The organism is Gemmatimonadota bacterium (assembly GCA_026706845.1).
Classification (GTDB): domain Bacteria; phylum Latescibacterota; class UBA2968; order UBA2968; family UBA2968; genus VXRD01.
Genome location: JAPOXY010000125.1, coordinates 1 through 20,683 on the forward strand (window position 1 = coordinate 1; position 20,683 = coordinate 20,683).

General features: G+C 51.2%; 20 protein-coding genes. 19 read left to right on the forward strand and 1 reads right to left on the reverse strand.

Annotation, left to right across the window (positions count from 1 at the left end):
• The 15 genes from OXG87_12220 to OXG87_12290 all read left to right on the forward strand — a co-directional run.
• Positions 1 to 468: guanylate kinase (locus tag OXG87_12220; protein ID MCY3870316.1), on the forward strand; the 468-nt coding region annotated here is incomplete at its 5' end.
• Between the two features lie 75 nt (positions 469 to 543).
• Positions 544 to 771, forward strand: a complete 228-nt coding sequence (locus OXG87_12225; protein ID MCY3870317.1) for a hypothetical protein — start codon at positions 544 to 546, stop codon at positions 769 to 771.
• Positions 737 to 1,942: a bifunctional phosphopantothenoylcysteine decarboxylase/phosphopantothenate--cysteine ligase CoaBC gene (gene coaBC, locus OXG87_12230; protein MCY3870318.1), complete on the forward strand. Its 1,206-nt coding sequence runs from the start codon at positions 737 to 739 to the stop codon at positions 1,940 to 1,942. Before OXG87_12225 ends, coaBC begins: the two co-directional genes overlap by 35 nt.
• Positions 1,935 to 2,606, forward strand: a complete 672-nt coding sequence (locus OXG87_12235) for a uracil-DNA glycosylase (GenBank protein MCY3870319.1) — start codon at positions 1,935 to 1,937, stop codon at positions 2,604 to 2,606. Before coaBC ends, OXG87_12235 begins: the two co-directional genes overlap by 8 nt.
• Entirely contained in the window at positions 2,606 to 3,976 is a 1,371-nt protein-coding gene (dnaB, locus tag OXG87_12240; GenBank protein MCY3870320.1) for a replicative DNA helicase, read from the forward strand. Before OXG87_12235 ends, dnaB begins: the two co-directional genes overlap by 1 nt.
• A 12-nt stretch (positions 3,977 to 3,988) precedes the next feature.
• Positions 3,989 to 5,356, forward strand: a complete 1,368-nt coding sequence (gene radA / locus OXG87_12245; GenBank protein MCY3870321.1) for a DNA repair protein RadA — start codon at positions 3,989 to 3,991, stop codon at positions 5,354 to 5,356.
• A 24-nt stretch (positions 5,357 to 5,380) separates the two neighbouring features.
• The gene (locus OXG87_12250) at positions 5,381 to 6,004 is read left to right on the forward strand and encodes an RNA 2'-phosphotransferase (GenBank protein ID MCY3870322.1); all 624 of its coding nucleotides are present in this window, start codon (positions 5,381 to 5,383) and stop codon (positions 6,002 to 6,004) included.
• Positions 6,005 to 6,135: 131 nt separating this feature from the next.
• Complete coding sequence (locus OXG87_12255; GenBank protein ID MCY3870323.1) at positions 6,136 to 6,966, forward strand: diadenylate cyclase; 831 nt, start codon at positions 6,136 to 6,138, stop codon at positions 6,964 to 6,966.
• Between the two features lie 26 nt (positions 6,967 to 6,992).
• The gene (locus tag OXG87_12260) at positions 6,993 to 8,282 is read left to right on the forward strand and encodes a hypothetical protein (GenBank protein ID MCY3870324.1); all 1,290 of its coding nucleotides are present in this window, start codon (positions 6,993 to 6,995) and stop codon (positions 8,280 to 8,282) included.
• Between the two features lie 88 nt (positions 8,283 to 8,370).
• Positions 8,371 to 8,853 carry a tetratricopeptide repeat protein gene (locus OXG87_12265; protein ID MCY3870325.1) on the forward strand — a complete coding sequence of 161 codons (483 nt, stop codon included), beginning with the start codon at positions 8,371 to 8,373 and terminating at the stop codon, positions 8,851 to 8,853.
• A 4-nt stretch (positions 8,854 to 8,857) separates the two neighbouring features.
• On the forward strand, positions 8,858 to 9,853 hold the full coding sequence (locus tag OXG87_12270) for a MoxR family ATPase (protein ID MCY3870326.1): 996 nt from the start codon (positions 8,858 to 8,860) through the stop codon (positions 9,851 to 9,853).
• Positions 9,854 to 9,864: 11 nt separating this feature from the next.
• Complete coding sequence (locus OXG87_12275) at positions 9,865 to 10,746, forward strand: DUF58 domain-containing protein (GenBank protein ID MCY3870327.1); 882 nt, start codon at positions 9,865 to 9,867, stop codon at positions 10,744 to 10,746.
• Between the two features lie 10 nt (positions 10,747 to 10,756).
• Complete coding sequence (locus tag OXG87_12280) at positions 10,757 to 11,683, forward strand: ATP-binding cassette domain-containing protein (GenBank protein ID MCY3870328.1); 927 nt, start codon at positions 10,757 to 10,759, stop codon at positions 11,681 to 11,683.
• Positions 11,683 to 12,456, forward strand: coding sequence for an ABC transporter permease subunit (locus OXG87_12285; GenBank protein MCY3870329.1), 774 nt, complete (start codon positions 11,683 to 11,685; stop codon positions 12,454 to 12,456). Before OXG87_12280 ends, OXG87_12285 begins: the two co-directional genes overlap by 1 nt.
• A 13-nt stretch (positions 12,457 to 12,469) precedes the next feature.
• The gene (locus OXG87_12290) at positions 12,470 to 13,465 is read left to right on the forward strand and encodes a Gfo/Idh/MocA family oxidoreductase (GenBank protein ID MCY3870330.1); all 996 of its coding nucleotides are present in this window, start codon (positions 12,470 to 12,472) and stop codon (positions 13,463 to 13,465) included.
• A gap of 79 nt (positions 13,466 to 13,544) precedes the next feature.
• On the opposite strand, the gene OXG87_12295 is transcribed toward OXG87_12290, so the two are convergent.
• Positions 13,545 to 15,392: a Rieske (2Fe-2S) protein gene (locus tag OXG87_12295; protein ID MCY3870331.1), complete on the reverse strand. Its 1,848-nt coding sequence runs from the start codon at positions 15,390 to 15,392 to the stop codon at positions 13,545 to 13,547.
• Positions 15,393 to 15,658: 266 nt separating this feature from the next.
• On the opposite strand from OXG87_12295, the gene OXG87_12300 reads away from it, so the two are divergent.
• Genes OXG87_12300 through OXG87_12315 form a run of 4 tightly spaced genes read left to right on the forward strand, consistent with a single transcriptional unit; the run spans position 15,659 to position 20,553 of the window.
• Entirely contained in the window at positions 15,659 to 17,140 is a 1,482-nt protein-coding gene (locus OXG87_12300) for a circularly permuted type 2 ATP-grasp protein (protein MCY3870332.1), read from the forward strand.
• Positions 17,141 to 17,155: 15 nt separating this feature from the next.
• Positions 17,156 to 18,115: an alpha-E domain-containing protein gene (locus OXG87_12305; protein MCY3870333.1), complete on the forward strand. Its 960-nt coding sequence runs from the start codon at positions 17,156 to 17,158 to the stop codon at positions 18,113 to 18,115.
• A gap of 36 nt (positions 18,116 to 18,151) precedes the next feature.
• Positions 18,152 to 19,669, forward strand: a complete 1,518-nt coding sequence (locus tag OXG87_12310) for a circularly permuted type 2 ATP-grasp protein (protein ID MCY3870334.1) — start codon at positions 18,152 to 18,154, stop codon at positions 19,667 to 19,669.
• Positions 19,666 to 20,553: a transglutaminase family protein gene (locus OXG87_12315; protein MCY3870335.1), complete on the forward strand. Its 888-nt coding sequence runs from the start codon at positions 19,666 to 19,668 to the stop codon at positions 20,551 to 20,553. Before OXG87_12310 ends, OXG87_12315 begins: the two co-directional genes overlap by 4 nt.
• The last annotated feature ends 130 nt before the right edge of the window (positions 20,554 to 20,683 follow it).

Genomic DNA, 20,683 nt, shown 5'->3' on the forward strand with positions numbered 1-20,683 from the left:
GACGAAATACAGGATGTCGCCCGTCATTTTGTGACAGTTGCACAATTTGAAGCCATGCAAAAGCGGGGCGATTTTATCGAGTCTGCCGAAGTACATGGACATCTTTACGGCGCGACATTCGACGCGGTTGCAGAAGCTCTGTGCGGTGGACATGTGATGTTAATGGACGTGGATGTGCAAGGCGTAGCCGCGTGGAAAAAAGTCCTGGAGAATCGCTGCGTAACCGTATTTGTCGTACCGCCTTCTCTCGATGTGCTTGAAAAGCGCCTCAACGCGCGGCAATCTGAAAGCGCTTCGGCCTTTCGCTTGCGTATGGAAAATGCCGTTTCTGAACTCGTCCAGGCAAAAAACAGCGATTACGTCATCGTAAATGACAAATTGGAACAGGCCATCGCCGATTTGCTCGCTATTATTCGCGCAGAGCGACGGCGCACACGGCGGATGTGTTTGCGTAGATTGGATCTCTAAAACTCGTTCTATGCTCCCTGCCTATCACTGCTTCGTTATTGCAGTTGAAAGCCCATTTCTAATAAGGAGTGCGTTATGTCAAACGTATTTTTTTCTGAAGAATTAACAATTGAAGAGGATATGAATACCTATAAAGCCGTGTTGCTGGCATCAAAAGAAGCGCGCCGGTTGAATAAAGCCCGACTGGTCGCGGGTGTACCCGAAGGTGAAGAAAAAATAACAACCATTGCACTGGACCGAATTGTAGAAAAGAAAATTCAGGTGACCTATGCTGACGGGAAAGAGGATTCTTCTGGGCGTTAGCGGTGGAATTGCCGCCTATAAAAGCGTATTCTTATTGCGCCTTCTTCAGAATGCAGGCGCAGAGGTTCGGGTGGTCATGACACCTGCTGCACAGAAGTTCGTGCAGCCCCTCACTTTTGAAGCGCTCTCGCACAATCGCGTCTATACGGATTTGTTTCCATCGGACGGCGACCCCGATGTTATCCACGTGCATTTGGGCAAGTGGGCAGATCTAATCATTGTCGCGCCAGCAACTGCAAATTGCATGGGCAAATTGGCCCATGGATTGGCCGACAACCTGTTGACCTGTGCGTTGTTAGCTGCAGAAGCACCTGTTTTACTCGCCCCGGCAATGGAAACCCAAATGTGGGAACGCGGTGCTGTGCGGCAAAATGTCGAGTTCTTAAAAAAAGACGGCTATCGGATGGTTGGGCCGGGAGTGGGATTGCTCGCCTCAGGTGCCGAGGGAATGGGACGCATGGCCGAACCCCATGAGATTGTGGATGAGGCCAGCAGTATGATAGGCGCAACGCAATCACTTGCCGGAAAGCGCATTGTAGTGACAGCGGGCAGGACCGAGCAGCCCCTTGATCCCGTGCGCTTTATCACCAATCGATCAACGGGTAAAATGGGCTATGCCATTGCAGAACAAGCGCGCCATCGAGGTGCTGATGTCGCGTTGATCAGCGGGCCGACAGAACTCACTGTCCCCGCCGGTGTACAAATCGAATCTATCCGCACAGTTGCCGACTTAAAAGCAGCGACCATACACGCATATCAGCATGCCGACGCACTAATTATGACAGCAGCAGTGCTCGATTTTCGCCCCGAACATGTGTCCAAATCAAAAATAAAAAAACGCGATGGCGGTCTTTCGCTTCACCTTCTGCCCAACGAAGATTTTTTAATTCCTCTGGGACAAAACAAAAGCGAGCGAGTCGTAATCGGGTTTGCGATGGAAACCGATCACGCGCTGGAAAATGCCCGCAAAAAGCTCCGCGAGAAAAACCTTGACCTGATTGTCTTGAACGAATTGAATGTGGAAGGTGCGGGGTTTGGCGTCGATACCAATGTCGTGACTTTTATAGAACCCCATCGAGAACCTGTCGCATTGCCCTTGATGTCCAAACGCGATGTCGCAGATCGCATTTTGGATTGGCTGGTGTCGCGTTGGGAGAACGCGCATGGATGAATCCACCGATCTGTTGGAAACCCTCGCGCTTGCACGCGATTTTCTATCGCGGGAAATCGCTTATGCACCCGCCTCAATTGCGCGGATGGATGATCGAGGATCGGACGATGATCCCCTGACTATTTTGGGTCAAGAGGCTTGCAACTGTCAAAAATGCGGACTGGCGCAAACGCGTACCTCAGTCGTGTTTGGAAGCGGGAATACTACTGCAGACCTCATGTTTGTCGGTGAAGCTCCCGGCGCAGAGGAAGACCGGCAGGGGGTGCCTTTTGTAGGGGCTGCCGGACAATTGTTGACGCGAATGATCGAAGCCATGGGTTTGACGCGCGAAGACGTCTATATCGCCAACATCATCAAATGCAGACCTCCCAATAACCGGGATCCCAAACCCGATGAAATTGCCGCCTGTCAGCCTTATCTACTACAACAAATTGACCTGATTGCGCCGGTTGTGATCTGTACGTTGGGACGTTTTGCCGCGCAAACCCTGTTGCAAACCACCGAGTCGATGGGGCGTTTGCGAGGACAAATTTTTGAATATCAGGGCGCGAAATTAATCCCCACATATCACCCTGCTGCCCTGTTGAGAAATGCACACTGGAAGCGCCCGGCGTGGGAAGACTTGAAACTGGTTCGCAAACTTTACGATGGAACTGAAATCTGATGGTAGAAAATCCGACATCAAACACGGCTGAACGCGCGCTGCCTCAGGCACTCGAAGTCGAACGCGCTGTATTGGGCGCCATGTTGATCGACAATATGGCAATCAATCGCGTAGTGGAAGTATTGGGAAACGAAACGGCTTTTTACCATACGCCACATCGAAAGGTGTATGCGGCAATCCAAAAAATGTCAGAGCGCGGCGAACCTGTCGATCAGGTGACACTCACTGCAGAACTCGTGCGGCGAGGCCAACTCGAAGATATCGGCGGCGCGGTCTTCATTGCTGAGTTAGCCAGTGAAATGGCGACAGCAGCCAATGCCGAATACCACGCACAGATCGTACTGGAAAAGGCGCAGAGGCGGCGATTGATAGCCGCAGCGACCCAAACGCTCACCGAAAGCTATGAAGAAACCGAGGATGTGCGCGAACTCATCGATCGCGCAGAGCAACGGGTCTTCCAAATTGCCGAAGGTGAATTGGGCAAAGGCGTCATGCCCCTTGAATCTGCACTTACCGAGGCTTATGAAGCGATTGAGCGCGCGCACCAACAGCCCGGCGCGCTGACTGGCGTGACCACGGGATATACGGACCTGGATGAAATCACAGCGGGCTTGCAGTCTTCGGACATGATCATCCTCGCATCGCGTCCCTCGATGGGCAAAACAGCACTCACATTGTGCATAGCGCGCAATGCCGCAGTGAAGAGCAGTACACCCGTGCTGTATTTTTCTCTGGAAATGGCAACACAGCAACTCGCACAGCGACTCTTGTGTGCAGAAGCGCGCGTGGATTCGCACCGTGTGCGAACGGGTAAGTTGTCAGAAGATGAATGGCATAAATTAGCCAACTGGACGGGAAAGCTGATGGAGGCACCCATATACATTGATGACACGCCTGCTATTTCCGTCCTGGAACTGCGCGCCAAAGCGCGCCGTGCGAAATCCGAATACAATATTGGGCTAATCATTGTCGATTATCTACAACTGATGACCACATCTGAAGATTATGGCAGCCGCGAACAGGAAATCGCCTCTATTTCGCGGTCCCTGAAAGCCCTCGCCAAAGAACTCGATATTCCGCTCGTTGCCTGCGCGCAATTGTCGCGTGCTGTGGAAAGTCGCACAGACAAGCGACCGCAATTGGCCGATTTGCGCGAGAGTGGCTCGATAGAACAGGACGCGGATGTGGTGATGTTTCTCTTTCGCCCCGAAGTATATGGCATTGTAGATGAAGAGGGCAATTCACAAGAAGGCGTGGCTGAGATCATATTGGGCAAGCAGCGCAATGGTCCGATTGGCAGCGTTTTTTTGACCTTTCAGGCAGAGTGTCTTAGCTTTGAAAACCCCGAAATCTATCGCGAATTTCCCTGAGGAAAATAGCCCATGGGCAAAGTGCGCGTGCGGTATGTATGTCAGCACTGCGGTGCTGATTCGGGACGGTGGTTTGGTCGGTGTGTATCCTGTGGCGAATGGAACACCTGTGTCGAAGAACAGACATCGCCCGAAGTAAAACAAAACAGACGCGCGGACGAATGGGTCAAAGCAAATCCGCCGCAGCCCATTACGGAAGTGGTGGGCGGCAGAGAAGACCGCATTGAGACAGCTATCGGCGAATTTGACCGCACATTGGGTGGCGGCATTGTGCCCGGCATGGCCGCGCTTGTCGGCGGCGATCCCGGCATTGGCAAATCCACATTGCTCTTGCAAGGCGTTGCACAACTTGCGTTTTCGGGTATGAAGACTCTGTACGTATCCGCAGAAGAATCCCCCCGCCAAACGCGGATGCGCGCTCAAAGAATTGGCGCGCTATCCGATGAATTGTACCTGATTTCCGAATCCAATCTCGACCTGATTTGTGGCTACATCGAAGAAATGCAGCCCGTTGCAGTTGTGGTCGATTCGGTGCAAACCATTTTTAGCCCGGATTTACAAAGCGCGCCGGGAAGTGTGGCGCAGGTCAGAGAATCTTCTGCAAAACTGGTGGCACTGGGCAAGCGCACGGGCACATCAATTTTTTTAATCGGACATGTCACCAAAGAAGGCACCGTTGCAGGACCGCGCGTACTCGAGCACATCGTCGATACCGTACTTTACCTGGAGGGCGAGCAACACGGTGCGTTTCGCATTTTGCGGGCAGCCAAAAACCGGTTTGGCTCGACAAACGAAATCGGCATTTTTGAAATGTGTGATCAGGGGATGATCGCAGTGGATAATCCCTCACAGGTATTCTTGCCCGAGCGCGAGGCCGATCGAGAAGGTACAGCCATTGTTTGCACAATTGAAGGCACACGTCCCATTTTGGTCGAAGTACAAGCACTGGTCAGCCGCAGCAATTTCGGGTACCCGCAGCGCGTGGCCACGGGATTTGATGCGCGGCGGATGGCGATTTTAATTGCCGTACTCGAAAAACGGTCGGGTCTTCAATTGGGGACTGAGGATATTTTTTTAAATGTCGCAGGGGGCTTGCACATTGACGAACCCGCTGTCGATCTGGGTGTAGCTATGGCGATGGCATCGAGCTTTCGCAGCAGACAGATGTCCCGAGATACAGTTGTAATTGGCGAAGTTGGGCTGGGCGGAGAAGTGCGTGCTGTTGGTCAGATTGAACGCAGAATGGCCGAAGCGCGCAAACTGGGCTTCACGCGGTGTATTGCCGCCAAAGCAAATTTGAGTGGGGCGCGCATTCCCGATGGCCTGTCGTTGATTGGCGTTCAGGATGTGGATGCCGCGCAAGATGTGGTTTTTTCATAGAGATTATTATTACGGAGAAAGCGCATGGCACCGAGAATGGTACACATTTCCAAATTGTTGTCATTGATGTTGCGACACAGGCCCGATGAGTTTGGACTGCAAGTTGATCGCTATGGTTTTGCCGACCTCGACGCGGTTCTACGCGCATTTCAAGACCGAAATTCGACATTTTCGCTTGAAGATATTGAAAAAGTGGTTTATGATGGAGAAAAGCAACGTTTCGAGATTGTGGAAAATCGCATTCGCGCGCGTTATGGACACAGTTTTTCCATCGATCTGGGTCTCGATCCATCAGAACCACCCGAATTTTTGTACAAGGGAGTGGATTCTGCCGATGTTGAGCGATTATTATCTGAGGGCTTGACCCCCGATGATCGCGATTATGTACATTTGTCGTTTGACGCCGATGTCGCTGCGCGGTTAAGTGCCAGACCCGGACGCCGAGGGGCTGTCATACGCATTGCAGCGACGCGCGCCCATCAGGCTGGCGTGCATTTCTACGATTGTGGTCCAACCGTATTGACCAAACATATTCCCGGGGAATTTTTGGATTTAGAACAGGGAGGGATCACGACATCGCAAAACATATATCAGGAACGAGAAAATGTGACTTATGGTCGGCGGCGGCGCTTCTCGTCCCGGCGGTAGTTAAAAGGTAGTTTTGGGGCGTGTTCACAGAATCAGAATGACCTTCTCATAATATGGCTAAATTAAACGAAAATCACACACAGTCCTTACTGAGTACCGCCAAAAATTTGGCACGGGAAACCTGCGCTGATATGATCCTGCTCGTGGCCAATTCCGGCGTGAGCCACGACGATGTTCACAGGCTGAACGTCACCTGTCAGGTCCTGATTGTTACGCGAAAAAAACACTTTTTAAGCGGTGTGGAAGAAAAGGGTGTAAAGCGTTTAACTTATGATTATCGCAGCAGTGATGGCACGCACTTCGAACAATTGCGACAATGTGTTATCAGGGGCCTGGAAAGTGGACATATTCGCCGAGATGCGCGATTGGTATGCCTGAGTCCCATGCTGGCCTCACAGGGTGTGGATGCGATAACGGTGATGGATACCAGTACTGGGTTTGATATATACGATCCAGCGAAAATTTCGGCCATAGCGGGCGATTTACCACTCAAAGTTGTCAAAACCACGCTCGATCTCGCTATCAATATTGGTAAAGAAGGGCGCGAAGGCGAAGCGGTCGGCACCTTATTTGTCATTGGCGATTCCAAACGGGTTTTGCACCATTCGCGATCCATGACATTTGATCCTTTTCGCGGATATTCCGACAAAGAAAAAAATATCTGCAATCCCGATGTTCACGAAGGTGTCAAAGAAGTATCGCTGATGGATGGCGCATTTATCATTCGAGAAGATGGGGTTATCCTATCTGGAGGGCGCTATATTTCAGCGAGTGTGCGCGGTCTCACTTTACCCAAGGGTTTGGGGGCACGTCATGTGGCGGCGGCGGCGATTACCAAAACCACCCGAGCCATCGCCCTGGCGATTTCAAAGTCAACCGGAACAGTTCGCGTATTTAAGCAGGGCAAAATCGTCTTACAAATTAACACGCACCGGCGACACATTGAGCAAGACCAGCGGTGATGGACATATTGCGCTAAGAGATATTTATGCAGCGATGGATCGTACCCCTTTTGATGGGGTTGGTCATGACGAGCAGTTTTGCTGCAATGCCGGCATTGGGCCTGCCGGTTTTTTTTGTGCTTTTTGGCATTGCGTCTGTGGCCTATCTCATTGCCGTATGGCATTGTAAATATGTGCCATTGGCCGCTATTGTGATTGCTGCCGCAGTGTTTCGGCTTATCCTTTTGTTTTCCATCCCCGCGCTATCCGATGATATTTATCGCTATGTGTGGGATGGACGCGTACAGTGGGCGGGCATCAATCCCTACCGGTTTGCACCTGTAGCACAAGAACTGGCGCATGTGCGAGACGCGCTCATTTTTCCCAAAATTAATCATCCCGAATTGCCCACCATTTATCCGCCTATTGCCCAAATGGTATTCTGGTTGGGGTATGGGATTTCGAGTGGCATACTGGGCATTAAGATGCTACTCGTGTGTGCCGACCTGATTGCGGGATGGCTTATAGTCTGTTTGCTCAGGCATTTTGAGCAGCGACCTCAATGGGTTTTGATTTACTTCTGGCATCCGCTGATCGTGGTGGAAATCGCAGGAAATGGACATATTGAATCACTGGGCATCGTCGCTTTGTTAGCCGCATTGTACTTGTTCTTCAAAGGACGAGATCGCATAGCGCTAAGTGCGCTGGGTGGGGCTGTTTTGGTGAAATTCCTCCCCCTTGTTTTTTTACCGTATTTTGTGCGCTGGAAAGGGTGGCTGCCAACCAATTGGTCGGCACTGCTCATGGTCCCCTGTATCATACTTCTGGGATATCTGCCCTATGCCTGGACCGGCGCATTTGTCTTTGGTAGTCTGAGGACTTATGCACAACACTGGTCGTTTAACAGCGCGGTATTCGATATACTCATTCTGCTTTGCGGCAATGGACAGATAGCGCGTGGCATTATTGGCCTGCTCTTTTTAATTGTTGTTCTGTTTCTGATCTGGAAGCGGATTCCCCTGTTGCGCTGTGCATATCTGACTGCCGCGGCCTTTGTTCTGCTGACCCCCACGCTCCATCCGTGGTATGTCTTGTGGTTAATCCCATTTCTCGTTTTCTTTCGGCATCCACCTTGGATTGCTTTCTCACTCCTGGTGGTCTTATCCTATCACATTTTGATCCAATACCAGGCCCGCGGTGTATGGGAAGAAGCCGTGTGGGTCCAATGGGTAGAATACGGTGGGTTGGCGCTGGTGGGCATCGCATATTTGCTTTTTAAGCACACGGAAATCTTGACGAAAACAGGACGTTTTTTTAATATACACCGTTCAATCTGATCTCACTGAAAAAAAAGAAAAAACGGGAACTCGAATTGGGCAAAAGCGTTTTTGAAAAAGTTTGAATAAGCAAAGGAGATGGACAGAGATGCACAGATTTATATTCCTATTCTTTTTGCCACTATTTGTCGCCTGTGGGGGGCAAGAACAGTCTGCAGATCTGCTATTTCGAGAGGGCGAACAGGCCACGCACAATATGGCGTCGTATCCAGTGGCTGAGGTCAAACTGGCGGAATTTTTGGAGCGATTTCCCGACGATCCTCGCGCTGAGGTGGCACTACAGGCTCTGGCTCGGGTGTTGATGAATCAGCAGAAACACAAAGAAGCAATTGCGCGATACGAAACTCTGATCGCGCGTTTTCCTCAAAGCCGATATTGTGTACAGGCACAGTTTATGATTGGCTACATCTACGATCAACTCGGCGATTACAAACAGGCGCAGCTGGCCTATCAGCAGGTGGTTGATACATATCCAAATTCTGAGTTGGTGGATGATGCCAAATTTTCGATTGCAAATTTGGGCAAAGCGCCCGAACAGTGGTTGCGTACCAAACCAATAAGTCGAGAGTGATGCAATGACAGTTGGACAAGATATTCAGGTAATCAATGAGCGGGTTGGGCGCGAAAGCGCGTTTGTCGATCGGTTATTGGCCGAGGTGGGCAAGGTCATTGTCGGGCAACAGGACATGATCGAGCGATTGTTAATCGGTCTATTGTGCAACGGCCATGTCTTGCTCGAAGGCGTTCCCGGTCTCGCCAAGACTCTGGCTGTCAATTCATTGGCTCAGGCGATTCAGGCGTCTTTTAAACGCATTCAGTTTACACCCGATTTATTGCCCGCCGACCTGATCGGCACAATGGTCTATCACCGGGAGACGGGCCAATTTGTAGCTCAAAAAGGGCCTATTTTCGCCCAACTTGTACTCGCGGATGAAGTGAATCGCGCACCGTCAAAAGTGCAAAGCGCTATGCTCGAAGCCATGCAAGAGCGTCAAGTTACCATTGGGAATGAAACATTTGCCATGCCCGATCCATTTTTGGTGCTGGCCACTCAAAATCCCATCGAACAAGAGGGAACCTATCCACTGCCCGAGGCACAGGTCGATCGCTTTATGCTGAAAGTGCGGGTAACATATCCCAATAAACAGGAAGAACGCGCTATTGTCGATCGCATGAGCCGCGGCGCAACCCCTCAAATCGAGAACGTTATAACAACTGACGATCTCATTCGTGCGCGAAGCGTAGCCGATGAGATTTACGTGGATGATAAAATCAAAGATTATATCGTCGATCTCGTGTTGGCAACCCGCGATCCGGAGACTTATGGCCTGGATGATTTGCGCGCCCTGATCGAATTTGGCGGATCGCCGCGCGCGTCTATTGCCCTGACCCGCGCTGCCAAAGCGCATGCATTTTTGCACCATCGCGGCTATGTCACCCCCGAAGATGTGAAAGCCATCGGCCTGGATGTGTTGCGTCACCGCGTGCTGGTAACTTACGAGGCAGAAGCCGAAGAAATTGACTCCGAAGAAATCGCGCGTCAAATATTCGATCACGTTGAAGTGCCGTGATAGTTTTTACCATGATTCCAACTGAAATCCTCAAAAAAGTGAAGCGCATTGAGTTGCGCACGCGCAATCTGGTGAATACTATTTTTGCCGGCGAGTACCATTCGGTATTTAAGGGCAGGGGTATGGCGTTTGCAGAAGTGCGAGAATATCAGCCCGGCGATGATGTTCGCACAATCGACTGGAACGTGACAGCGCGTATGGATGATCCCTTTGTCAAAGTGTTCGACGAGGAGCGCGAACTCACCGTGATATTGATGGTGGATGCGAGTGCGTCGGGCGACTTTGGAACGGTGTCGCAAATGAAAGGCGAGATAGGTGCTGAGATTTGCGCTCTGCTCGCCTTTTCCGCAATTCAGAATAACGATCGCGTGGGACTGATCATTTTTACCGACGAAATTGAGTTGTTTATCCCCCCAAAAAAGGGCAAAAAGCATGTGTTGCGCGTAATTAGAGAGTTGTTGTATTTTCAACCCTCGGGACGCGGTACAAACATCGATGCGGCATTGGAATATTTAAATCGCGTGACCTACAGGCGCAGTGTGGTGTTTCTGGTATCGGATTTTTTTACTTCCAACTATGAAAAAGCACTGCGCGTTGCCAATCGGCGTCACGACCTGATAGCAATCGCACTGGAAGATCCGCGAGAGTACGATCTACCTGCAATTGGCATAGTGGAGTTAGAAGATGCCGAGACAGGCGAAGGCATCATGGTCGATTTTGGCGATGCAACAGTGCGCGATGCATTTCAAAAGCTGACGCGAAAAGAGCGCGATGACCGCAAAGCGCTGTTTCAGCGCATGGGCTTAGACGCTGTAAGTATTTCGACTCAAGGGGCATATCACGAACCGTTGATGCAATTTTTCAGGATGCGGGCAAAAAAAATTAAAGGATAAGGAGTGAGGTGTGATAGAAGTTGATCACCTGACAAAGCGATACGGCGCGTTTACGGCTGTTGACGACATTTCGTTTCAAGTGGGTAAGGGCGAAATCGTCGGTTTTTTGGGGCCAAACGGCGCGGGCAAAACCACGACCATGCGCGTAATCACCTGTTTCTTACCCGCTACAGAAGGTACGGCGCGCATTGCTGGCTACGACATTTTTGACAATCCACTGGAAGTCAAAAGGCGCATTGGATATTTGCCCGAATTGCCGCCCCTGTATCGCGATATGCGCGTGCGTACATACCTGGAGTTTATCGCTAAAATCAAGGGCGTTTCGCCAAAAGAATCCAGGCGGCGAATTGATAAAATCGTCGTACAATGCGGCCTTGTAGATCGCACCGAGCAACTCATCGGTCATTTATCCAAAGGATATCGACAGCGGGTAGGGCTTGCACAGGCGATATTACACGACCCCGAGGTAATCATCATGGACGAGCCAACTTCGGGCCTTGACCCCAATCAGATCATTGAGGTGCGGCAATTGATCCGCGAACTTGCCCAGGAGCGCACGGTGATTTTGAGCACGCATATTTTGCCCGAAGTTGAAATGACCTGCAATCGCGTGATCATTATTCACGAAGGTAAAATTGTCGCTGTTGATACCCCTGAAAATCTCACTGCTAATATGCGCGATACAACGCGGTTTTTTGTTCGAATATCGGGCGATATAGAAATTGCCGCCAAAGCCATTGCCACTATTGAAGGGATTAGCGATGTGACGCGAGCAAATAATGGGCTGCACGTCTATTGGCCAGCTGAAGCGGATTTGAGTGCCGCTGTATCGGCTCGCATTGTCGAATTGGGCATGGGACTGGTGGAAATGAAGCGTGAAGCCATGTCTTTGGAAGAAATTTTTCATGCGCTGACCATGCACGAGGAGGAAGTGTGATGGGCAATGTGATGGCGATTTTTGGCAAAGAGATGCGGTCGTATTTTGGCTCGCCAATTGCATACGTGATGGCCGGTGTATTTTTGCTATTTAGCGGCTTTGTTTTTCGCAACCAGCTACTCGAATTTCACGATATGACCGTATATCTGAAATTGGCTGAACGCGAAGAAAAAATTCTACTCAACGTCAATACAGAGGTTGTCACACCATTTTTTGAATTTCAGACTTTTATCTGGATGATTGTGATTCCAATGCTCACGATGCGTCTCTACGCCGAGGAAAAACGCGGGGGTACGTATGAGTTATTGATGACCTCGCCGATTACTTCAGCACAAATTTTGATGGGAAAATTTCTCGCTTGTTACGTATTGTATTTGCTAATCGAAGCAATGGCCTTCGGCTATATTGGCGTGTTGTCCATGCACGCGCAATTAGACTGGGGTCCCATTTTTTCTGGCGCGCTGGCTGTGGTGCTGATTGGCGCCACATTTATCAGTGTGGGCATTTTGGCTTCGTCTTTGACTGAGAATCAGATTATCGCAGCTGTGCTGTCTTTTTTCTTTTTAATTCTCTTGTGGATTATTGACTGGGCTGCGCGGTTTGCCAGCGACATATTTTTTGTTATTCTAAAATTTCTCTCCCTCATAGAACACACCCGAGACATGATTCACGGTGTTGTCGATACCCACGACGTGGTATTTTTTATTAGTGCTGCGGCTTTTTTTCTTTTTTTAACACATACGGTACTCGAATCGCGCAGGTGGCGAGCGTAGGAAGGACGCTATTATGAAAATCGGCATTATGGGCACGCATTACGGACATATAAGCGGTATGTTTCACTCGGCGGTCAACGCGCCAAATAGCGAAATCGTCGGCATTGTAGAACCCGATGACGCGCTTTGCGAAAAATATACTGCAGACCGCGACATCACCCGCTTTGCCACACTCGACCTGATGCTCGAAAAAACAAAACCCGACCTGGTAATTGAGGGTCTCGAACATCACGAAAAAACGCCTGTCATTGAAACGTGTGCCGCAGCTGGCGTCCACATGCTACTCGACAAACCGCTCTGCCGAACGACGGAAGAATTACAACGCATCAAAACTGCTGTGAAAAAAAACAATATCAAACTCTCCACCTTTTTCACCTCTCGCAGTTATGGAGCCTTTATCGCATTGAGACAGGCTATTCAAAACGGCGATTTGGGCGACCTCGTGAGCCTCATCACCACACATCCGCACAAACTCGGCGCGAATCCCCCCGCGCTCTACTTTGAGGCAGACAACTATGTGGGTACATTCCATGATCTGGCAGGCCACGGGGTGGATCAGGTTCGCTGGCTCACCGGCGCAGAGTACACGGGTGTTCACGCGCTCGGCACGCTCAAAAAACACATCAATACGGGCCTCACATTCGATCACATCCAGGCTTCGTTTCAACTCGACAATGGCGCACTTGCTACCGCCACTGCCGATTGGCTCACCCCAAACGATGCGCGGTCTTTTGGGGATACGCGATTCATCATTATGGGCACTGAAGGCTCGGCACACTTGCGCGCCTATGCCGACGATCACGTGCTCATTGTCTCCAACAAATCGGGCACTTACGAACCCAAACTCCCCCCCTCAACCAATCACACATTTGTTGAAAATATGATCGATGCACTCTCGCGCGGCGAAGAAAACTTCATATCAACAGACGACACCCTCGCCGTTGCCAATGCCTGCATCACAGCCGAAGAATCGGCGCGAGAAGGTGGAAAATTTTTAAAGATCAGATAGTGATGCACATAAAAAAGCAGTAGCAGGATGTTACCTGCTACTGCCTGTTCAGCCCTCTGCCTTCACCTGGGCCCCTGTTCTAATTATCGTCATTCCGCTCGCTTAGCAGTTCCCCGCGCTGCAGCCGTTCCGCGTTCTCCGTGGACCACAGAATCCCCTTCATCACCTTCTGGGCGGTAATATACCGGGTCGCTGCCAGCAGGTGCATACGCTTCTCCTTCGGATCGTCCGACAGATCGTAGTGCCGAAACGCCACCTCCAGTACCTGGAACATGTGTAGCTCCGCATCCTCGCGCAGCATAATATGGGCCAAAGTATGCCTGAGCTTCGTGATATCGTATCCTTCCTCCAGATACTGGCTTACCAGCACCTCAGCCTCGAAGACCTTCTGGAAATCCGCAAACTCCTGTAGCCGGTCCAACATCTTGTCCTCAGACGCGAACGTCTCGTCCAGCCGCTGTCCTTCCCTGGGCAGGCGGGCCGCTGGCATGTTGAGCCAGCGCAAATAGGTCATAAACACAGCGCCGTGGAAAATGCCGCGCAAAAGCTCTGCGCTCGGTGCCAGATGGAAAGCGCGATAGAGGGCATGGGCGTAAGAGTAAATATTCGCCACATCGTGCCAGTCTCCCTCGTTCTTGAGGTGGAACCGCGCCGTGCGGATGGCCCCGGCATAGGTCATCGCCCGGCAGATATCCGTGGGCTTCACACCCTCGCGCAGTTTGTCTTCGATCTCGGCGACAATCGGCTCGAACTCCTCTCCCAGTAGCGTCTGCGTAAAATCAGAAATATCCAGCGGTGCCTCGTTCTCCTGGTTCGCTTCCCACATCTCGTCCAGACGGGTGAAAACATCTTCCAGGACCGGCACGCTGTCTTCCCATCGGGCGGTCTCCTCGTGTCGTTCCCTCCCCACTAAATCTACCACAATCGGTCGCAAAATCTCATTCGCCCCTTCCCAACCTACATAATCTAAGGCCTCGAACATCTTATTCGCGAAATCGAGCGCGTGACCGTCTCCGGTAAAATAGAAATCCGTCGCCGTGGTAAAAACGATATCCGCAATCTCTTCTGGTGAATATCCACGGTCGTACAGAGTCATCAGAATACGCTGTGCAGCGCTGCTGCTGCGCTGATCCACCAGCCGCCGAAACCAGCGTTTGAGGGTCGCCAGGTCCGGTTCGTCCGATGTTTTGGGCAAAGGGAACCCCTGCCGCCGCGAACCTCCTGATGTGCGTCTGGAAATCTGTGTCAGCCCGTGGACCAAAAAAAGATTGTGGTCCCTCTCGCCCACATCTTCCCACATATTTGCAGCCAGTGTCAAAATGGCCACCCCCGATGACCAACCCTCATTCGATTTATATGCCCCGTAAAAAAGTCCCTGCTGGATCATCTCCTGCGGCGTGGCGCCCGCAGCCTTTAGCGCGGTAATCGCCTTGGCAATCAGGAGCGAGCTCCGATCTTTCAGCCCCTGCTCCAGAATATACTTTCCCCGGTCAATCTGTCGGCGTCTGGCCGCCTCTTTTTCGCCCGGCGCAAGCCCTACGTACAGACATCCGTCATCTCGCACCTCCACGGGAAAGCTCTTCAGATCGTTTCCAGCCCCGGAGGTTATGAAACAGCCGCCCGTCTTAAGGTCAAACTCCCAGTGGTGCCAGTGACAGATCAGGACCCCGTCCCGAACGCTGCCCTCGGACATCGGATATCCCATGTGCGGACAGCGGTTATCTACTGCATTGAACCTCCCCTCGTAGCGGAAAACGGCGATGTGGGTGCCCTCCACAGTAAACGGCTTCCCTTCGCCTTCTTCAAAATCATCAGCAGAGCACAATTTGTGATACACCAGATTGCTCGGATTCACCTCTGGAGAAACATCCAGGGTCATATCCCCGTCCAGGAGTCGATCCTGGAAACTTTGAGTAGCGATAGCCATAACCATACCTCCTGAAAATAATGGCCTGAAGTAGAAGAAACGTAATAGAAAATATACTGCAATTTCAGTACGTGGTCAATGCGATGATAGTGAGATGTAACGCTTCTCATCTGCGTCCATCTGCGGATACCTCCCACCTTTCATCCTGCTCATCCTGAAATCCCGACCCGTCGTTCACCCAAAAAATAATTGACAGGTGCTCTCCATCGGCTTATTATTTTTATCGCCACGTCACATAAGCCATTCTTTTGCTGGATGGTGAACACATGGACTTTTCATCTTATGAACTCGGCGGATTTTACGACGAACTCTTTGAAGCTTCGAACACGCCCCATTCCGGCGCGCGAGTGCTCCTCGAAAAACTCGGCGAACTATCCGAAGACGAACTCCAAAAACGCCATCAAGCCGCCGAACTGGCCTTGATGAACATGGGCATCACCTTCAACGTGTATGGCCACGACGCTGGCGTTGAAAAAATTTTCCCTTTCGACATCATTCCGCGCATCGTTTCTCATACCGACTGGGCCTACATCGAAAATGGCCTCAAGCAACGCATTCAGGCCCTCAACCTCTTTCTCTGCGACATCTACACCGAGCAAAAAATTCTCAAAGACAGCATCATTCCCCGCTATGTCATCGACACAGCCAAAGAATTTCTAAAACCCTGCATTGGCCTTTCGCCGCCCAAAGATGTGTGGTGTCACATTTCCGGAATTGACCTCGTGCGCGATAGAGACGGCCAGTTTTACATTCTCGAAGACAATATGCGCTGTCCTTCGGGCGTGTCTTATGTGCTTGAAAATCGGGAGGTTCTCAAACGCATATTTCCAGAAGTATTTGAAGCTTCTCATGTGCGACATGTAGATGACTATCCCGCTCAATTGCTCAACACACTGCGTTCTCTATCTCCTTCCCATGTCACATCGCCAACGGTCGTTTTACTCACACCCGGCGTCTATAACTCGGCCTATTTCGAACACGCCTTTCTCGCCCAACAAATGGGTGTCGAATTGGTCGAAGGGCGGGACCTCGTCGTTGCCGACGGTTCTGTGGCGATGCGAACGACCCGCGGATTTCAGCGCATCGACGTTATTTATCGGCGCATTGATGCCGAGTTTCTCGATCCAGAAGTCTTTAGCCCCGATTCCATGCTGGGCGTGCCTGGGCTCATGGAGGTCTATAAAAACGGTCAGGTCGCCATTGCGAATGCGCCCGGCACAGGTGTCGCCGACGACAAGGTCGTATATGCTTATGTGCCACAAATCATCAAATATTATCTCGACGAAGACATCCTGCTGCCCAATGTGCCCACCTATGTTTGTTGGGACGACAAGCAACGCCAGCATGTACTTGAAAACCTTGACACCCTTGTGGTCAAAGCCGCCAATGAGTCGGGCGGATACGGCATGCTCATTGGCGTGAATTCTACGCGAGCCGAACGCGAAGACTTTGCCAGCCGCATCACCAAAAACCCACGCAATTATATTGCACAACCCACCATTGCACTCTCGCGAAGCCCTATTCTGGTGGAAGACCACTTTGAAGGTAGGCACGTCGATTTGCGGCCCTATATTCTCTACAATGGCGAAGACATTTATGTCTTGCCCGGTGGGCTGACGCGTGTAGCGCTTAAAAAAGGATCTCTGGTGGTCAACTCTTCACAAGGCGGGGGTAGCAAAGACACCTGGGTATTATACGACAGTGACGACCCATTTGTCCCGTCCAGGTACCTTCCACAAACGCACTAACGCACGAGCCATCTTATGTTAAGCCGCACAGCAGAATCCATTTACTGGATGAGCCGTTATCTTGAACGCGCCGAAAATGTCGCCCGTTTTATTGAGGTCAATTGTCACTTGATGCTCGACTTACCCGTTGAAGCAAAAGGACAGTGGGAACCGCTTGTGCTCACCACAGGCGATCAGGACCTGTTCTACGAAAACTACGCAACGGACAATCAAGCCAGTGTCATCGACTTCCTGACATTTAGTCCCGTAAATCCCAATTCCATTATCTCCTGCTTGCAAAACGCCCGTGAAAATGCGCGTTCTATCCGAGAAATTATTTCACCGGAAATGTGGGAACAGATTAACAAATTCTACTTACAAGTGCAAGACATCGACAAACCCCATGTACAGGATGCCCCCCATGCCTACTTTACAGATATCATCCTTGCCAGTCACCTGTTCACGGGCATTCAGCACAATACCATGTCTCACAATGAAGCATGGCAATTTGCGCGACTGGGCCGGGCATTAGAACGCGCCGATAAAACCTCGCGCATCCTTGATGTCAAATACTTTTTTTTATTACCCGAAGGTGATGATGTGGGCACGGCCTATGACAATATCCAATGGTCGGCATTGCTCAAATCTGCCAGCGCACTCGAAATGTATCGCAAACAATTTGGACCTATTGACCCCCATAATGTAGTCGATTTCTTGCTCCTGAACCGCGAATTTCCCCGCGCCATTCGATACTGTCTTTTCAGTGCCAATCAATCGTTGCACACCATATCGGGCACGCCCGAAGGCTCTTTCCAAAACACATCTGAACAAGTACTGGGTCGCCTGCTTGCCGAACTGGATTACACCAGTATCGATGAAATCATCACTCGAGGTCTGCACGAATACCTCGACGCATTTCAAACCCAGCTCAACCAGCTTGACAACGCTATTTTCGAAACCTTCTTCACAACTTCGCCTTTCTCCACGACCGCCTGAAATCTTCCTCTTTTTTTGTTGTACGGGGAATCAGCCTTGTCCAAAACCCCAATTGCCGATATTATGCCCGAAGGGTACGCCCTTGAACCCGGTTCTTACGACGAAATGTGGGACCAAAAAGACGGGGTGCGCGCCCATTGGCATCCCTTTTTTCGCGCAATAGAACGCCTGGGCAGCAAAGAACTGGCGCGCCGCCACCAGGAAGCGCGATTGTTGCTCCGAGAAAACGGTGTTACGTACAATGTACACAGCGCCCCCGATGGCTTGCACCGCCCCTGGGAACTCGATCCCATACCTCTGCTGCTTCAGGCCAATGACTGGACCCATATTGCGCGGGGGGTGTCTCAACGCGCCGAATTACTCAACCTCGTGCTCAAAGACATCTATGGTCCCCAAACACTCATCCGAGAAGGCCTGTTGCCTTTTGAACTCATCTATAATCACGCTGGTTTTTTGAGGCCCTGCAAAGATGTCTTTCTGCCTGCCGAGCATCAATTGCGCGTCTATGCCGCCAATCTCGCGCGAGGACCCGATGGACAGATGTGGGTTTTGTACGACCAAGCACAGGCGCCTTCGGGCCTGGGATACGCGCTCGAAAACAGAACGACAATGTCGCGCATCATGCCCGCCTTGTTCAACGACTGCAATGTGCGGCGCCTGGCTGTTTTTTTTCGAACCTTTCAGGCCAGCCTGTCTGAAATTGCTCCTCGCGATAAAGAAAACCCCCAGATCGTTGTCCTGACCCCGGGACCTTTTAACGCCACCTATTTTGAGCATGCATATCTCTCGGCTTATCTGGGTTATACCCTTGTGCAAGGCGATGACCTCACCGTGCGCGATGGACGCGTGTGGCTCAAATCCATCGATGATCTGCATCCCGTCGATATCATTTTGCGTCGCATCAATGACGATTTTTGCGACCCATTGGAACTCAACGAAGAATCGCAACTCGGCGTTGCCGGTCTGCTCAATGCCGTGCGAAATGGGCATGTAGTCATTGCCAATCCCCTGGGCAGTAGCATGCTCGAAAATCTGGGCTTGATGCCTTTTTTGCCCGGCATTGCGCGGCACTTGCTGGGCGAAGACCTCATACTGCCCTCGGTAGCCACCTGGTGGTGCGGGCAAGCGCGAGAAATGAACTATGTGCTCGACCATCTCGACAGTCTGGTTCTCTGTCCAATTGATCAGCAATCCGTTACTCCCCGCGTTTTCGGTGCCTTGCTCAGTCGCGCCGAGCGCGAAGTCTGGCGCGATCGCATCAGGGCAAATCCCACCCGTTACGCAGGCCTGGAACACGTCAGCTTTGCAACATCGCCTTCCCTGATCAACGGCCACCTCGAATCTCGCTACACCACCCTCACCACCTTTGCCGTTTCCCACCAGAATACATACGCGGTAATGCCCGGTGGCCTCACGCGCAGCGCACCCGATCGCGACAATTTTGTCGTTCCTACGCATACGTTTGTACACAGCAAAGATACCTGGGTAATTGATGACCGCCACGCGCGCAACACGAGACAATTGGCATCCACAAACCGGAACTTTGGCGCATGAATTATCGCATCACACATCAGAGCCACTACGAATATGCAGAGACCGTGAGCCTGTCTCACAATCAAGCCCGATTGAGCCCGCGCAGTTTTTTCAATCAGACATGCTTGAATAGCCATATCACCATCGATCCACAGCCAGCATCTTTTCGCGAGCAAAAAGATTTTTTTGGCAATCGCACCGCCTATTTTTCCATCGAACAACCCCACAATATCCTCTCAGTCACAGCCACAAGCGACGTGCATATCGTATCGCAAACCCAATTGACCAGCGATATGCCCTGGGAAACCGTGTGTCACATCCTCAAAACCACAACCGATCCCGACCTTCTTTCAGTGCGCCAATTTGTACTGGATTCTCCCAAAGCCACTACCGTCCCCGAGTTGACAAAATATGCAGAACCGTCATTTTCTAAAGACCGTCCCTTTATAGAAGCGGTTAGCGACCTCACCCAACGCATCTACAACGACTTTGAATACGTACCTGGATTCACCACCATATCCACGCCATTATCCGATGTGTTCAAACACCGCAAAGGCGTGTGTCAGGACTTTGCCCATCTGGCTATCGGTTGCCTCCGCGCTATGGGTCTGGCCGTGCGCTATATCAGCGGCTATCTCGAAACCTTGCCTTCCCCCGGCAAAGAGCGCCTGATCGGCGCTGATGCCTCCCACGCCTGGTTCTCTGTGTACCTGCTCAATCACGGCTGGATCGACTTTGATCCGACCAACAACCTCATGCCCGATGACCGGCACATCACCGTAGCCTGGGGCCGCGACTTTGCCGACGTCACCCCCCTCAAAGGCGTGGTCCAGGGCGGCGGGCAACACGCGCTCACCGTATCTGTCACCGTAGAACCAATAGAGGAAAAATTTGCGCTCGCTTAAGGAAAGTGAACTAATCTAAATAAAATAGTCCTACCGAATCCGATAGGACTATTATTTTTTGCCTTTTCTGTAATAGCTTCTACGCCTCTACAACCGCCTTCATAACCGTCACCTTCTCCAGCCTTTCGGG

Coding starts and splice junctions, on each gene's coding strand:
- OXG87_12225 (MCY3870317.1), top strand. CDS start 544: ATGTCAAACGTATTTTTTTCTGAAGAATTAACAATTGAAGAGGATATG.
- coaBC (MCY3870318.1), top strand. CDS start 737: ATGCTGACGGGAAAGAGGATTCTTCTGGGCGTTAGCGGTGGAATTGCC.
- OXG87_12235 (MCY3870319.1), top strand. CDS start 1,935: ATGGATGAATCCACCGATCTGTTGGAAACCCTCGCGCTTGCACGCGAT.
- dnaB (MCY3870320.1), top strand. CDS start 2,606: ATGGTAGAAAATCCGACATCAAACACGGCTGAACGCGCGCTGCCTCAG.
- radA (MCY3870321.1), top strand. CDS start 3,989: ATGGGCAAAGTGCGCGTGCGGTATGTATGTCAGCACTGCGGTGCTGAT.
- OXG87_12250 (MCY3870322.1), top strand. CDS start 5,381: ATGGCACCGAGAATGGTACACATTTCCAAATTGTTGTCATTGATGTTG.
- OXG87_12255 (MCY3870323.1), top strand. CDS start 6,136: ATGATCCTGCTCGTGGCCAATTCCGGCGTGAGCCACGACGATGTTCAC.
- OXG87_12260 (MCY3870324.1), top strand. CDS start 6,993: ATGCAGCGATGGATCGTACCCCTTTTGATGGGGTTGGTCATGACGAGC.
- OXG87_12265 (MCY3870325.1), top strand. CDS start 8,371: ATGCACAGATTTATATTCCTATTCTTTTTGCCACTATTTGTCGCCTGT.
- OXG87_12270 (MCY3870326.1), top strand. CDS start 8,858: ATGACAGTTGGACAAGATATTCAGGTAATCAATGAGCGGGTTGGGCGC.
- OXG87_12275 (MCY3870327.1), top strand. CDS start 9,865: ATGATTCCAACTGAAATCCTCAAAAAAGTGAAGCGCATTGAGTTGCGC.
- OXG87_12285 (MCY3870329.1), top strand. CDS start 11,683: ATGGGCAATGTGATGGCGATTTTTGGCAAAGAGATGCGGTCGTATTTT.
- OXG87_12290 (MCY3870330.1), top strand. CDS start 12,470: ATGAAAATCGGCATTATGGGCACGCATTACGGACATATAAGCGGTATG.
- OXG87_12295 (MCY3870331.1), bottom strand. CDS start 15,392: ATGGCTATCGCTACTCAAAGTTTCCAGGATCGACTCCTGGACGGGGAT.
- OXG87_12300 (MCY3870332.1), top strand. CDS start 15,659: ATGGACTTTTCATCTTATGAACTCGGCGGATTTTACGACGAACTCTTT.
- OXG87_12305 (MCY3870333.1), top strand. CDS start 17,156: ATGTTAAGCCGCACAGCAGAATCCATTTACTGGATGAGCCGTTATCTT.
- OXG87_12315 (MCY3870335.1), top strand. CDS start 19,666: ATGAATTATCGCATCACACATCAGAGCCACTACGAATATGCAGAGACC.